The organism is Bradyrhizobium pachyrhizi (assembly GCF_029714545.1).
In the GTDB taxonomy this organism is placed as follows: Bacteria; Pseudomonadota; Alphaproteobacteria; order Rhizobiales; family Xanthobacteraceae; genus Bradyrhizobium; species Bradyrhizobium pachyrhizi.
In genome coordinates this window covers 6531556-6545931 of record NZ_CP121667.1, presented here as the reverse complement: position 1 = coordinate 6545931, position 14376 = coordinate 6531556, and the positions used below count along the sequence as shown (strand labels likewise).

The 14376-nt window shown below is 66.5% G+C and carries 11 protein-coding genes and 1 pseudogene; 9 read left to right on the top strand and 3 right to left on the bottom strand.

Annotation, left to right across the window (positions count from 1 at the left end):
* Window positions 1-154 precede the first annotated feature (154 nt).
* Window positions 155-547, top strand: a complete 393-nt coding sequence (locus QA639_RS31140) for a hypothetical protein (RefSeq protein WP_028332513.1) — start codon at window positions 155-157, stop codon at window positions 545-547.
* 120 nt (window positions 548-667) lie between these two features.
* Here QA639_RS31140 and QA639_RS31135 read toward each other — a convergent pair whose 3' ends face one another.
* The gene (locus QA639_RS31135; protein WP_283087967.1) at window positions 668-2356 is read right to left on the bottom strand and encodes a SulP family inorganic anion transporter; all 1689 of its coding nucleotides are present in this window, start codon (window positions 2354-2356) and stop codon (window positions 668-670) included.
* 91 nt (window positions 2357-2447) lie between these two features.
* Window positions 2448-3179 (bottom strand): cytochrome c biogenesis CcdA family protein, encoded by a 732-nt coding sequence (locus QA639_RS31130; RefSeq protein WP_152977690.1) that lies wholly within the window; start codon window positions 3177-3179, stop codon window positions 2448-2450.
* Between the two features lie 568 nt (window positions 3180-3747).
* Here QA639_RS31130 and QA639_RS31125 point away from each other — a divergent pair.
* Window positions 3748-4734, top strand: a pseudogene (locus tag QA639_RS31125) (IS30 family transposase); the annotation flags it as partial.
* Between the two features lie 64 nt (window positions 4735-4798).
* Here QA639_RS31125 and QA639_RS31120 read toward each other — a convergent pair.
* Window positions 4799-5539, bottom strand: a complete 741-nt coding sequence (locus tag QA639_RS31120) for a FadR/GntR family transcriptional regulator (protein WP_244978656.1) — start codon at window positions 5537-5539, stop codon at window positions 4799-4801.
* 161 nt (window positions 5540-5700) lie between these two features.
* Between QA639_RS31120 and QA639_RS31115 the strand changes: the two genes are divergently transcribed.
* The 7 genes from QA639_RS31115 to QA639_RS31085 all read left to right on the top strand — a co-directional run bounded on the left by QA639_RS31115 (window position 5701) and on the right by QA639_RS31085 (window position 14355).
* Window positions 5701-6732: a TRAP transporter substrate-binding protein gene (locus QA639_RS31115; protein WP_283087966.1), complete on the top strand. Its 1032-nt coding sequence runs from the start codon at window positions 5701-5703 to the stop codon at window positions 6730-6732.
* Window positions 6733-6741: 9 nt separating this feature from the next.
* Entirely contained in the window at window positions 6742-8598 is a 1857-nt protein-coding gene (locus QA639_RS31110) for a TRAP transporter large permease (RefSeq protein WP_283087965.1), read from the top strand.
* A gap of 12 nt (window positions 8599-8610) precedes the next feature.
* Window positions 8611-9594 (top strand): NAD(P)-dependent oxidoreductase, encoded by a 984-nt coding sequence (locus QA639_RS31105; RefSeq protein WP_283087964.1) that lies wholly within the window; start codon window positions 8611-8613, stop codon window positions 9592-9594.
* 161 nt (window positions 9595-9755) lie between these two features.
* Window positions 9756-10952: an ABC transporter substrate-binding protein gene (locus tag QA639_RS31100; RefSeq protein ID WP_225164325.1), complete on the top strand. Its 1197-nt coding sequence runs from the start codon at window positions 9756-9758 to the stop codon at window positions 10950-10952.
* Window positions 10953-10971: 19 nt separating this feature from the next.
* Window positions 10972-11829 (top strand): branched-chain amino acid ABC transporter permease, encoded by an 858-nt coding sequence (locus QA639_RS31095; RefSeq protein ID WP_050385417.1) that lies wholly within the window; start codon window positions 10972-10974, stop codon window positions 11827-11829.
* A complete protein-coding gene (locus QA639_RS31090) occupies window positions 11829-13628 on the top strand; it encodes a branched-chain amino acid ABC transporter ATP-binding protein/permease (RefSeq protein ID WP_028332505.1) in 1800 nt (599 codons plus the stop codon). The genes QA639_RS31095 and QA639_RS31090 overlap by 1 nt, the downstream gene beginning before the upstream one ends.
* Complete coding sequence (locus tag QA639_RS31085) at window positions 13609-14355, top strand: ABC transporter ATP-binding protein (RefSeq protein ID WP_283087963.1); 747 nt, start codon at window positions 13609-13611, stop codon at window positions 14353-14355. The genes QA639_RS31090 and QA639_RS31085 overlap by 20 nt, the downstream gene beginning before the upstream one ends.
* The last annotated feature ends 21 nt before the right edge of the window (window positions 14356-14376 follow it).

The window sequence follows — 14376 nt, the reverse complement described above, 5'->3', positions numbered from 1 at the left end:
TATTCCATGAGTTCGACATCAATTCGCGCGTGGATCCGCCGCGGGTGTGGCTGCCGGGCCATAGTGTGCACCTCTTGCTCGGCACCGAGTCGACTCTGCGGTTCACAGGTTGCGCCAAGGCCAGCTATGTTTGCCGTGCTTTCAAGGTGCGGCGATGTGGTGGTTCAGCAAGGACGAGCACAAGGATATCTGGGACGATCCCGTCGCGCACCCGCTCGGCGACATCGAAGCTGCGCAGCGGATCCGTGCGATCTGCCGCGATGCCGCCGGCTGTGCCGAGGCGGTCGGCTCGCCGGACAAGCGTTCAGCGAAGAAGCAGCAGATCGAGCGTGATCGCTACGAGCGTGCAGCCAAGGTCGCGATGGAGACCGCGATGAAGATCTCCGACGAACTGGTGCGGGATTCCGCGGTGCGCGAGATCGTCGGTCTCTGCATGAAGGCCAATAACATCAAGACGGGGCGAGCGCTGCTGCGCGCCATCCACGCCGGCTCGATCAAGGCGGAAGTTTTGAGGGAGCATCCGACGCTCGAGGGCGAGCAGGCCTGAGGCCGTCCGGCAGCCCGGATGGAGCGTAAGCGAAATCCGGGACGGTTCATCAACGCGCGAGAGAATCCCGGATTGCGCTTCGCTCCATCCGGGCTACGCAGCCAGTGATCTCATCAACCTCTACGCCTGCCCGCCGAGCGTGCGGACCGCTTCGTCGACGCTGTGGAAGACATGGTCCCGCGGCAACACCTCGTAGAGATCGAAGCGCTCGAAGGCGTCCTGCGCGCGCTCGGATTCGAGCCGCGCTATCGCCACCGTCACGCCGTTGCCGCGGCATTCGCGGAACAGATCGCGCAGCGCCTGCGCCGCTGTGAAATCAATCTCGATCATGCCGCTGGCCTCGATCACCAGCAGCCGCGGCTTGGGTGTCGCCCCGCCGATGGTCTTGAGCACGCCGCTGTGGAAGCTCTCCGCGTTGAGGAACGACAACGGCGCCTGCAGGCCGACGACGGCAATGCCGGGCGTGCGCTCGCCGGTGACGTGCGGGCCCGTCGGCCACCAGATCGTGGTACCGGGCACATGGACGAATTCGGCAAGCTGGCCGCGCGTGGTGGTCCAGATCCCGTGCAGCAGCGACAAGGCGATGCCGACGGCGACGCCTTGCTCGATCGGCAGCACGATGATCGCGGCCGCGGTCGCCACCACCAGCAGGAATTCATAGAACGACTGGCGGAAGATCGCGACGATCTGCTTCACGCGGATGATGCGCAGCGCGACGAACAGCAGGACGCCGCCGAGCGCCGTGTCGGGCACGTGCCGCAGCAGCGTCGCGCCGAAGGCGAGCAGCGCAAGCACGATAGCCGCGGCAAACAGCCCCGAGAGCTGCGTGCGTCCGCCGGTCTCCGACACGATACCGGTCCGCGGCGGGCTGGCGTTGACCGGAAAGGCGCCGAATAGCCCGGACAGCAGGCTGCCGGCGCCGGCACCGAGGAAGTCGCGATCGACGTCGGCCGGCTTGTCCGGATCGGACAGGAACGAGCGCGTCGTCGCCGCGGTCTGCACCATGACGACAACCGCGATCAGGATCGCCAGCGACAACAGTTTGATCCATCGCTCCGGCGCGATGTCCGGAAACGATGGCGTCGGCAGCGTCCCGGGCACGGTGCCGACCACCCTGACGCCCTTGCTTTCGAGATGGCCGGCGATCACGGCGACGGTGGCCACGACAAGGCCGATCAGCGCGCCCGGAATGCGTGCGCTGATCTTCTCCGATCCGGCGACCAGCGCCAGCACGCCGAGGCCGATCGCCAGCGTGTAGAAATTGGTTTGACCGATCTCCTCGGTGAGCACTCCGAGCTTGTAGAGCGTCGGCCCGTCCGGCGTGGTCAGGCCGAGCACGCCGGGCAATTGCGAGACCAGGATGTGGACCGAGATGCCGGCGAGGAAGCCGACCGTCACCGGCGTCGACAGCAGATTGGCGATCCAGCCGAGCTTGAACAGGCTGCCGGCGATCATGATCGCTCCGACCATCAGCGCCAGCGCCATCGCCAGTGCCTGATAGTCCGGCGAGCCGGCGGTCGCCATCAGCGCGAGGCCGCCGGCGAAGATCGGCGTGATCGTGGAGTCGGCGCCGCAGGACAGGAAGCGGTTGGCGCCGAACATTGCAAAGCCGAGCGAGCCGGCCATGAAGGCGAAGAAGCCGATCTGCGGCGAGAAGCCGCCGAGCCGCGCGGTCGCCATCTGCTCCGGGATCGCAATCGCGGCGAGCGTCAGCCCGGCGATCAGGTCACCCGGCAGGTCGCTTGGCCGGAACGCCCTGAGCGAACGGAAGATCGGCCAGCTGGCGCGCGTCTGACGATCCTGGCCCATCGGTGCCCCGTGAGGATTGCGGCGATTCCCCGATAGTCCGACATCGCGCGGCCAAAAGCCAGCCGACGGCAGCCTGGGCTGGCGCGCAGGCCTAGCCGATATTTTGCAGCGCCGGGAAGGTTTCCAGCAGCCAGACGCTGACGCTCGAGACTGCGCCGGTCAGGAAGCCGATGCCGGTGACCACCATCAGCACGCCCATCACCCGCTCGACGGTGTCGAGATGGCGCTTCATCCGCGCGAACAGCGAGGAGAACTGCTTGACCATGAAGGCCGCGAGCAGGAACGGGATGCCGAGCCCGGCGGAATAGACCGCGAGCAGGCCGGCGCCTTTTGTCACCGTGGCCTCCGCGGCCGCGATCGAGAGGATCGCGGCGAGGATCGGCCCGATGCATGGCGTCCAGCCGAAGGCGAAGGCCAGGCCCATGACGTAGGCGCCCCACAGCCCGATCGGCTTCGGCGCGGTCAGCCGGCCCTCGCGCATCAGTAGGCCGATCCGGGTCACGCCGAGGAAGTGCAGGCCCATGATGATGATGACGATGCCCGCCAGGATCGAGAGTTCGGCCGACCAGGCGCGCACCAGCCCGCCGACGAAGGACGCGCTGGCGCCGAGCGCGACGAACACGGTGGAGAAGCCGAGCACGAACATCAGCGCCGCCGTCATCACCGCGCGCTTGGAGGCCGCGGTGGCGCCGTCCTGGTTGACCTGCTCGATGGTCGCGCCGGTCAAATAGATCAGATAGGGCGGCACCAGCGGCAGCACGCAGGGCGAGAGGAAGCTGACCAGGCCGGCGATCAGGGCCGCCGGGATCGAGACGTCGTGCATCAATGAAACCTTCGCAGAATAGCGCTCCTGTCTTGGCGTCTACGCGGCCAACAATCCAGAAGTTTCGTCGTCGCAGCCTTCAACTATGGTCACAGGGTCGTGTGCGGGGCAGCTCTGACGTGGCGGGCGCGGAATGACGGTGAGGTGAGCACGCTGCGCGGCTCCCGCTCCCGCAGGTGGGAGGGAACCCTTCCGGCGGTGCCTCGCTCACGCGTCAATCACTGATGCAGATTTTGACCTGCAAGCGGTCCCGGCTTAGTTGCGCAATTGCGCACGGGGGGCCGGGACCCATGACCACCGCTGCACATGGTTGCGCGACGCTGGAACGACGAGTCCGACCGACAACATCGACCGCGGCGTATGGGTCCCTGCTTTCGCAGGGACGACGATTGCGATGTAGGTCGCGCCCCATATTCAATGTCGTCCTGGCGAAAGCCAGGACCCATTACCCCAAATGTCAGGTCTTGCGCGACGCTGGGGCCATGATCCCGGTCACAACCACTTGCGGTGGTTATGGGTCCCCTGAGTTCACAAACGAAGTGCAACACTTCCTTGAGGAGGTGTTGCCATGGGGCGGAGTTACAAGCAGCTCTCTCTGGACGACCGATGCGAGATTGCCTGCCTATCGGCCAATGGCAGCTCGGTCCGGCAAATCGCGGCAGCTCTGGATCGCTCGCCATCAACGGTCTCTCGGGAATTAAGGCGCAATCGGGGGAGCCAGGTCGGCTACAAGCCAAACTATGCCCAGCACCAGATGCGAGCGCGGCGCTGGACGGGCGGACGCCTCGAACGGGAGCCCGGCCTGCGCCGCGCGGTGTTGCAACGCCTTCGCCGGGGCTGGTCGCCCGAGCAGGTCGCCGGCCGGCTGGCCCGCGAGTCCGGGCGCAAGGTGATCTCGCACGAGACCATCTACCGCTTCATCTATGCCCAACTCAGGCGCACCACGGATTTCAACTGGCGGCGCTATCTGCCGCGCGCCAAGAGCAAGCGCGGCCGCCGCGGCAAGAGGGGCGGCAGCCCCGCAAGCTTCATCGAAGGCCGTGTTTCCTTGGCAAATCGGCCGATCGAAGTGGCCGACCGCAGCGTGCCCGGACACTGGGAGGCCGACCTGATGATGTTCTCGAAATACGGTCAGGCCGTGCTGACCGTGCACGAGCGCACCTCGCGTCTGCTGCTCGGCATCCGCCTTGCCAGCAAGGTCGCGCGCGGTGTCGCCCGCCATCTCGTGGGCTTCTTCGCGACCCTGCCACAAGAGCTGCGCCAGACCGTGACCTTCGACAACGGCACCGAGTTCGCCGGTCACCTGGCGCTGCACCGCCTCTCGATCGAGACCTTCTTCTGCGATCCCCACGCCCCCTGGCAGAAGGGCGGCATCGAGAACGCCATCGGCAGGATGCGCCGCTTTATTCCCCGCAAGACCGATCTCGTAACCCTCTCGACCGCCAGATTCCGCCAGTTCATCGCCGCCTACAACAACACCCCGCGCAAATGCCTTGACTACCGCACGCCTGCCGAGGCTTTTGCTCAAGTGTTGCACTTCGAATGTGAATCCACCTCCTGGCTTTCGCCAGGACGACCATGTGGAAGCAGTGAGCGCATCACGCCCGCAGTCACCAACATCATCGGCGCTTGGCTGGACGTGGTGTCTCGAACTCCCGGCCACGGATTCGCACCAGGTCGTCGGCGGAATTCGTCAGCAGCACAACCGTGGCTGCGCGTGCCGTCTCCGCATCTCCGGCGGCGATCGCGTCCAGCACCGCGCGGTGCTCGCGCAGCGCCCGCGGACGGTGCGAGCCCGGCGCTGCGATCGTAAAACTCTGGCGCAGCGTAATCTCGAACATCTGCGCGATCGGCCAGAAGAACTCGTTGCGGCTGGCGAAATAGATCGCCTGGTGGAACGCGATGTCGGCGGCGACGAACTCCTCGTTGGTCTTCGCCGCGTCCATGCCGTCGCATCCGGCGCGGATGCGGGCGACGTCGACCTCCTCGGCATGGGTCGCCGCGAGCGCTGCCGCGGCCGGCTCGGCCGCGGCGCGCAGCTGGAACAGCTTGGCGAGGTAACGGTCGATCTCCGCGGTCTCGAGGTGCCAGCGCAGCACGTCGGGATCGAGCTGATTCCACTGCTCGGGCGGCCGAACCCGCGTGCCGCTCTTGGGCCGCGACTCGATCAGGCCCTTGCCGGTCAAGGTGCGGATCGCCTCGCGCACCACGGTGCGGCTGACGTCCATCATCTCGCAGATCCGGATTTCCGGCGGCAGCGTTTCGCCGACGCCGATCTCGCCGCGCACGATGCTGCTGCCGACGCGGTCGGTGACCTGGCTGTGCACGCTTCGGCGCAACGCGTTGGATGTCTGGAACATCGAGGGCCTCGCTGCGGTCGCAGCCTGCGCCGCCGCCGAGCCGCGCCCTTGCACAACCGTATCTGTTTTGTCATACATTATGACAAATCGGCTGCCAAGCTCACGCCGTCAGGCGGGCGGCCAACACAACAAAAGATCCGTTCCCGGGGAGGAGCACCATCATGACGTCGAACCGCGTGAGCCGCCGCATTGTGCTGCAGTCGTCGGTCGCCGCGACCGCGTGGCTTGCCGCCGCGCCCGCCATTATCGGCCGCGCTGAGGCTGCCGTGATGAAAATGCGATGCTCGTCGTCGCTTCCGAACGATCCCAAATACGCCAATGGCCGCGTCTACTACGACAATCTGGCCAAGAGCCTGAAGGCGAACGGGCTCAGTGAGCAGATCGAGGTCACCTTCTTCCCCGACAACCAACTCGGCCAGGAGATCGACGTTATCAACTCGGTAAAGCTCGGGGTGATCGACCTGATGGTGTCGGGCTCGTCGATTTCGGCGAATCTCGTGCCGCTGGTCGGCACCTTCGACCTCGGTTACCTCTTCACCAGCTTCCAGCAGCAGACCAAGGCGTTCGACGCCGGCGCGGCGAAGCCGATCGAGGCTGCGCTGCTCAAGGGCGCCGGCATCCGCATCATCGCCTGGGCCTACAATTTCGGCGCCCGCAGCGTGCTGGCGAAGAAGCCGGTGAAGACGCCGGAAGATCTCGCCGGCCTGAAAATCCGCACCTTGCCCAATCCGATCATCACCGAGTGCCTGCGGCTGATGGGGGCCGCCGCAACGCCGCTGGCGTTCGGCGAGATCTATACGGCGCTGCAGGCCGGCGTGCTCGACGGCCTCGAGCACGATCCGCCGACCATCCTGGCGAGCAAGTTCTACGAGACGGCGAAGCACTATGCGCTGACCCAGCACATCTTCTCGCCGCTCGCGGTCTATTTCAGCGACACCAGCTTCAACCGCATGGCTCCCAAGCTGCGCAAAGGCTTTCTCGACGCGGCGAACAAGGCCGCGATCGACACCCGCGCGCACGGCCTTGCGGTGGAGAAGGAGGCGCTGGCGGCGCTGGTCGAGAAGGGCGTCACCGTCGTCGAATGCGACAAGGAGGCGTTCCGCAATCGCGTGCTGCCGCAGACCGACAATTTCATCAAGGCGCGGCCCGGGGCAAAGGCCGTCGTCGACCTGATCCGCGCCACCCAGTCCTGAGGTTGGCGCATGTCAGTCGCCGCAGTCGAGGCGAGAAGCAGCGCTGGTCGGATCACGGCGCCACTACTCGCCGTCAGTGACGCGATCGCCGCGCTCCTGCTCGCCGCCGATCTCGTGGTGGTCTGCGTCTCGGTGCTGGCCCGCTTCCTGTTCAATGCGCCGGTCGAATGGTCCGACGACGTCGCCCGCGGCCTGATGGTCGGGTCGAGCTTCTTCGGCGCGGCAAGCGCACTCGCGCGCAGCGAGAATCTCGGTGTGGCCTTCTTCGTGAACATGCTGCCGCCGGGCGGGCGGCGGGTGGTCGACGCGGTCGGCGCGCTGCTCGTCATGATCATTGCCGGCTATGTCGCGTTCAACGCCGTCAAGATGGGTTGGCTGACCACCGGCCAGACCTCCGGCTCCGGCCTGCCGCTGGAATGGACGTTCTATCCGATGGGCGTCGGCGCGGCGTTCATGACGGTCTTCGCGTTCGAGACGTTCTGCGGTCGGCCGCTGCGCGACATGGCGGCAGGCATCGTCGCGACCGCCGTCATCGTCGGCCTTTATCTGGCCTGGGATGCGCTGGCACCAATGTCCGTGCCGTCGTCGCAGACATTGATGCTGATCGGCTTCTTCCTCACGCTGTTCGGCGGGCTGCCGATCGGCTTCGCGCTGGCGCTGGCGGCGCTGATCTTCATCTGGGTCGAGGGCACGCTGCCCGGCGTGATTTTCGCCCAGCAGATGGCGCGCGGCATCGACAATTTCGTGCTGCTGGCGATCCCGTTCTTCATTCTGGTCGGCTACCTGATGGAAGCCAACGGCATGTCGGTCCGGCTGATCGAGCTGCTGCAGCGCGCGGTCGGACGGATGCGCGGCGGGCTCAACGTCGTCATGGTGATGTCGATGGTGCTGTTCTCCGGCATCTCGGGCTCGAAGATGGCCGACGTTGCCGCGGTCGGCTCGGTGCTGATCCCGGCGGCGCGCCGCTCGCGGCAGAACCCGGGCGGGGCCGTGGCGCTGCTCGCCGCCTCCGCTGTCATGGCTGAGACCATTCCGCCCTGCATTAATCTCATCATCCTCGGTTTCGTCGCCAACCTCTCGATCGGCGGACTGTTCGTCGCCGGCATGTTGCCGGCCGCGCTGATGGCGCTGGCGCTGATTGCGGTGTCGATCATTTTCGGCAAGCGTCCCGCGGCGAACGTGGAAGCCGAGCCGCGCGCCGCGGTATCGGGACTCTGGGCCGGTGCGATGGCCTCGTTCGGGCTGATCTTCATCATCTTCTTCGGCTTCAAGAGCGGCTTTGCCACCGCGACCGAAATCTCCGCCTTCGCCGCGGTCTACGCCATCGCCGTCGGCAGCCTGCTGTTCCGTGAGCTCGGTGCGAGGAGTTTGGCGCATTGCTTCGTGCAGTCGGCTGTTCGTTCGGGGCTGGTGCTGTTCATCGTCGCCGCGGCGCAGTCACTGGCCTTCATCCTGACGCTGCAGCAGGTGCCGCATGCCGTCGGCGACCTCATGCTGGCGATCTCGGGCAGCCACGGGGGCTTGCTGTTCATGCTGCTGTCGATCCTGGTGCTGGTGGTGATGGGCTCGGTGCTCGAAGGCGCCGCGGCTCTGATCATTTTCGGCCCGCTGCTGCTGCCGGTTGCCGTGAAGCTCGGCATCGATCCGCTGCATTTCGGCGTCGTGCTTGTGATCGCGATGGGGCTTGGGCTCTTTGCTCCGCCACTTGGCCTTGGGCTCTACGGCGCTTGCCTGATCGGCAACGTGCCGATCGAGCAGACCATCAAGCCGATCGCGGGTTATCTCGGCCTGCTGTTGCTGTGCCTGCTGGTGATCGCCTTCGTGCCGGCGATCAGCACGGCCTTGCCGCATGCGCTCGGCTACTAGGCGAGTGGGATCGTGAAGGTGCTGCTCGCCCATACCCCGCAGATGCGCCGCGACTATTACGGCGAGCGCAGCCTGAACGGCCTGCGTGCGGTCGCCGACGTCGAACTGCACGAGGGTGAGGAGGCGCTTGATGCGGCGGCGCTTGTCAAGGCCGCGGCCGATGTCGACATCATCGTCTCCGACCGCATGACGCAGGGGCGAGGGGAGATCTTTCCGCTTCTGCCGAAGCTGCGCGCGTTCGTGCGCTGCGCGGTCGACATTCGCAATATCGACGTCGCCGCAGCCTCCGCCGCCGGCGTGCTGGTGACGCACGCGAGCGCCGGCTTCGTCCAGTCGGTCGCTGAGCTCGCGCTCGGCTTCATGGTCGATCTGTCGCGCGGTGTCTCGCGCGCCACCGCGGATTATCACGCGGGCAGGGCGCCCGAGGTCGTGATGGGCCGCCAGCTTGCGGGAAGCACGATCGGCATCATCGGCTATGGCAGCATCGGGCGCTATCTTGCCGGGATCGCAAAGGTGCTCGGCATGAATGTGCTGGTCGCCGATCCCTTCGTGACGCCAGACGATGCGGCGATCGCGCATCTGCCGCTCGACGATCTGCTGGCGCGCGCCGACTACATTGTCTGTCTCGCGATCGCCAACGTGCAGACCGAGAACCTGATCGGGCAGGCCGCGCTGGCGCGGATGCCGAAGCACGCATTCTTCATCAACCTTTCGCGCGGAAACCTCGTCGACGAGGCGGCGCTGTCGGCCGCGCTGCGCGATGGCCGCATTGCGGGTGCCGCGATGGATGTCGGCCGCGCGCCGGACCAGATGCCGACGCCCGAGCTTGCAAGGCTGCACAATGTGATCGCAACGCCGCATGTTGGCGGCCTGACGCCGCAGGCGATCGAGCATCAGTCATCGGAGACGGTACGCCAGGTCGCGAAGATCGTTGCCGGCGAGATACCCGTCGGCGCGGTCAATGCCGGCTACTGGACGCGGCGGCCTCGGCCATGAAAGTTTGGCGAAGCCCAATGTCGTCCGCGGGGCTGGACAAGAGCTTCGCATCCGGCTCAGACTTGGCCCGCATAACCGCGGCCCCTGAGCGCGCGGACAATCAATGAACGGACGTCCCGCAGCAAACGACGGGCGCCGAGAGGGAAACAGGGAGGCATCACATGGCTATTTCACGCCGTGACGTTTTGTTGGGCAGCGCCGGTGCATTGGGCGCCGCATCATTTTCCTTCCCAGCGCCTGCCATCGCACAGTCGGAACCGATCAAGATCGGCTGTCTCGCGGCGATCACCGGCCCGAGCTCGGCGCCGACGGTCGGCTTCAATCGCGGCGTCAACTTCGCGGTCGACGCCATCAACGGCGCCGGCGGGGTGAAGGGCCGCAAGATCGAGCTCGTGATGCGCGACACCCAGGGCGATCCGACCAAAGCGGTGAACGCCACGCAGGAGCTGATTAGCCAGGCTAAGGTGCACGCGATCTGGGGGCCGCTGAACTCGGGCGAGGCGCTGGCGACAACGCCGATCATGGCGCGCGCCAAGATGCCGGACCTGCATCCCTGCGTGGTCGAGACGCTGATCGACCCGGTCAAGTTCCCCAACGCGTTCCGCATCGCGCCGTCGAACAACCAATGGGACGACGCCGTGCGCAATTACTGTCTCAAGATCCTCAAGGTCAAGAAGGTCGCCGTGATCGGCGACACCACCGGCTATGGCGTCACCGCGGTCGGCGCCTCCGTCGCGGCGTTCAAGAAGGACGGCGCCGAGGTGGCCTATCAGGCCAATATCGACGCCACGCAGCCCGACATGACGCCGGACATGCTGCGCGCCAAGAATGCCGGCGCGGAAGCGATCGTGGTGTGGAGTGTCTCGACCGGCATGGAGGCGCGCATGTTCAACACCCGCGCCGCGATGAACTGGGACGTGCCCTTCGTCGGGCATCCCTCGATGGCGTCGGGCGAGCTTGCGAGCCTGGTCGCCAAGCCGGAGAACTGGAAGAAGGTCTACGCGATCGGCTACAAGAGCTGCAGCTATGACGGCGCCGGCAAGCTGCCGCCGAAGAGCGCGGACCTGGTCGCGCGCCTGACCAAGGCCAACATCGCGCTGAACGACACGCTGTTGTGGTGGGTCGCGGGCGGCATCGATTGCATCGAGCTGATCGCCAAGGCGGTCGCCGAAAGCGGCTCGACCGACAGCGCCGGCATCATCAAGTACTGGAACACGCTGTCGACCTATCCCGGCTATTTCGGCAACTACCGCTTCTCGCCGACCGAGCACAATGGCTACCTGACCGAAGAGATCGTGATGTCGGAAGCCTCTACAGCCAAGGACGGCACCTTCGCGCTGGCGCCGGGGTACACATAGAAGGGCGAGGGCGCAGCCGATGCTGGCCTCGATCCTTGCATCCGGTCTCGCAGCGGGCGCGATCTACGCGCTCGTCGGCGTCACCTACAACACGATGTTCTCTACCTCGCGGGTGATGAGCTTCACCGCCGGCCAGCTGGCGATGCTGGGCGGCGTGTTCGGCTCGATGTTCACGCTGAAGCTCGGCCTGCCCATTGCCGTCGGCTTCGTGCTGACGCTGCTCTGCTGCGCGGTGATCGGAATCATCACCGAATTCGTCGCGGTGCGGCCGGTGCTCAAGAGCCTCGACCAGCATCTCTACGTGCTCTCGACCCTCGCGGTCGCGCTGATGATCCAGCAAATCACCGCGATCAAATGGGGCACCGAGCCGCAGCCGTTCCCGCGCATCGCAGGATTCGGCGAGGGCGTCCTCGACGAGAAATTCTGGCTGCCGGTCCTCGCCTGCGCCGTCACCATTGTCGGCCTTGAATATCTCTACCGCCGCACCCTGGTCGGCCGCGCGTTCCTGGCCATCGCGGAGGATAATTTTGCGGCGCGGGCGCTCGGCCTGCCGGAGCGCAATCTGCGGGTCGCGAGCTACGCGCTTGCCGGCGTGGTCGGCGGCATCGCCGGGTTTTCCGGCGGGCAGTTGCTGCTGGCCTTCTTCGCCAACGGCGCGCTGCTCAATTTCTACGGCTTCGTGCCGGTGGCGCTGGGCGGGCTCGGCAATAACAGAGGCGCGATCATCGGCGGGCTGGCGCTCGGCCTGTTCCAGCAGGCCGCGAACTTCCTGGTCGGCGGCATCTTCTCCTCGGTCGCGGTGTTCACGCTGTTCATCGTGGTGCTGCTCGCCGCGCCGCAAGGGCTGTTCGGCGCCTCGACCGCGCGGAGGGTGTGATGACGTCGGTCGTGGCCACTCCGTCCCGAGCCGACAGCGGCGTGTGGCGCGCCGCGCTCCCGCACGTCCTGCCGTTCCTCGGCATTCTGGTGGCGGCGATGCTGCTGCCCTTCGTCAGCAACGATTACTGGGTGCTGATCGGCACCCGCATGGCGATCTACTGGGTGCTGGTGTCGGGCCTCAATCTGGTGGTCGGCTTCGCCGGTCACCTTGCGATCGGCTATGTCGCGCTGCTGACGCTCGGCGCCTATACGACGAGCGTGCTGGTTGCCGGCAACGTGATGCCGGCGATTCCGGTATTCGTAGCCTTGCCGATCGCCGGCCTCATCGGCGCGATCTTCGGCGTGGTCGTCGGCCTGCCGGCCCTGCGCCTACGCACCTTCTACTTCGCGATGTCGACGCTCGGCTTTGCGACCATCGTGACCCAGATCGCGCTGGCCTGGCAGAGCGTGACCGGCGGCGGCATCGGCATTGCCGGTCCGGAATTCCCGGCGCCGTTCAACACGCCGTGGGGCTTCTACGCCCTCTGCATCGCCTTCGCCGCGCTGACCACCTGGATGAGCGCCAATGTCGCGCGCAGCCGGTTCGGCCGCGCGCTGATCGCGGTGCGCGACGCCGAGGTCGCCGCCGAGGCCAGCGGCATCTCCAAGCCGAAAATGCTGATCGCGATCTTCCTGTTCGCCGGCGCGCTGGCGGCGATCGCCGGCGGATTGTTCGCGACCCTGCAGACCTACATCACGCCTGATGCGTTCACCTTCGATCTCTCGGTGCTGTTCTTCATCGCGATCCTGATCGGCGGCCGCGGCTCGATCCTCGGGCCCATGCTCGGCACCATCATCCTGACCATTCTGCCCGAGATCGCGGCGCCGCTCGCGGCGTGGTCGACCTTCCTCTACGCGGTGCTGCTGCTCATGATCGTGCTGGTGATGCCCGGTGGCATCGCGGCGTTGCTCGATTTCCGCAACCGTCGGCCGCTCGCCAGCAACCGCGCCATCGTTCCGCGTCCGGCCGCACTCGCCGACATCGTGCGCCGCAGGGACGGCGGCAAGAAGCTGCAGCTGCGCGGCATCGCGCTGAGCTTCGGCAATGTGAAGGCGATCGACGGTCTCGATCTCGATATCGCGCCCGGCGCGATCCACGGGCTGATCGGACCGAACGGCAGCGGCAAGACCACGACGCTCAACGTGATCTCGGGCTATTACGCCGCCAAAGCCGGCACCATGACGCTTGGCGGCGAAGTCCTGGCCGCCGGCCAGCCGGTCAAGCGCGCCGCGTGCGGCATCGCACGCACCTTTCAGACGCCGCGCGTGATCGGCGAAGCCTCGGTGCTGGAGAACGTCATGATCGGCGGCTCGATCGAGGGCCGGGCCAATTTCGTCGAGGCGATGTTGGCATTGCCGCGCAACGGCGCCGACGAGCGTCTGCTAGCCGCCAAGGCGCACGCGCTGCTCGGCGTCGTCGGCCTCGAGGCGCTCGCCGACATACGCGCCGATCGCCTGCAGCACAGCGAACTGCGCTTCATCGAGATCGCGCGGGCGCTGATGCTCGATCCGGACTTCCTGCTGCTCGACGAGCCCGCCGCGGGTCTCTCCAATGACGAGATCGAGCGGCTCGCCAGCCTGATCAAGGCGGTCTGCGGCCGCGGTACCGGTGTGCTGCTGGTCGAGCACCATGCCGATCTGATCTTCGATATCTGCCACCAGGTCACCGTGCTCAATCTGGGCCGGACGCTGGCGGCGGGAACCCCGGCGGAGATTCGCGTCCACAAGGAGGTCGTCAGTGCTTATCTCGGCGGGTGAACTGTTGCTCTCGGTCAATCGGCTGCAGTCCGGCTACGGCAAGATCCCTGTGCTGCACGGCATCGACATCACGATTGCCGCCGGCGAGGTCGTGGCGCTGCTCGGGCCCAACGGTGCCGGCAAGACCACGCTGCTGCGCGCGATGTCCGGACTGTTGCCCGTCACGGCCGGACAGGTCCGGTTCGGCGACCGCGACATGACCAACGCCACGCCGCGCGATGCCGCGCGGGCCGGGCTCGTGCATGTGATCGAGGGACATCGCGTGTTCACGCAGATTTCCGTGACCGACAATTTGCTGCTCGCCGGCTATGACCTGCCGCGCGCCGAGCGCGCCGTGCGCATCGAGGAGGCGTTGGCGTTCTTTCCCGAAATCGCCGAGAAGCGGCATGAACGCGGCGGCGCTCTGTCGGGCGGGCAGCAGCAGATGCTGACGGTCGCGCAGGGCCTGGTCCGTCGGCCGCGGCTGTTGATGCTCGACGAGCCGTCCGCGGGACTGTCGCCGGTGCTGGTCGATCGCGTCCTCAACGTCATCGGCCGGCTGCGCGAGCAGGGCACCTCCGTGCTGCTGGTCGAGCAGCTCTTGGAGAAGGCGCTCGCCTGTGCCGATCGCGTCTACGCGCTGGTGCAGGGTGCGATCGCGCTGGAGTCGCCGACCGGAGAGAGCGACCTCGCACATCGGCTCGAGCGCGCCTATTTCGGCCATGAGAGCCACGCGTTGCAGACCTAGCCAATGCAACCTGTTTGCTTG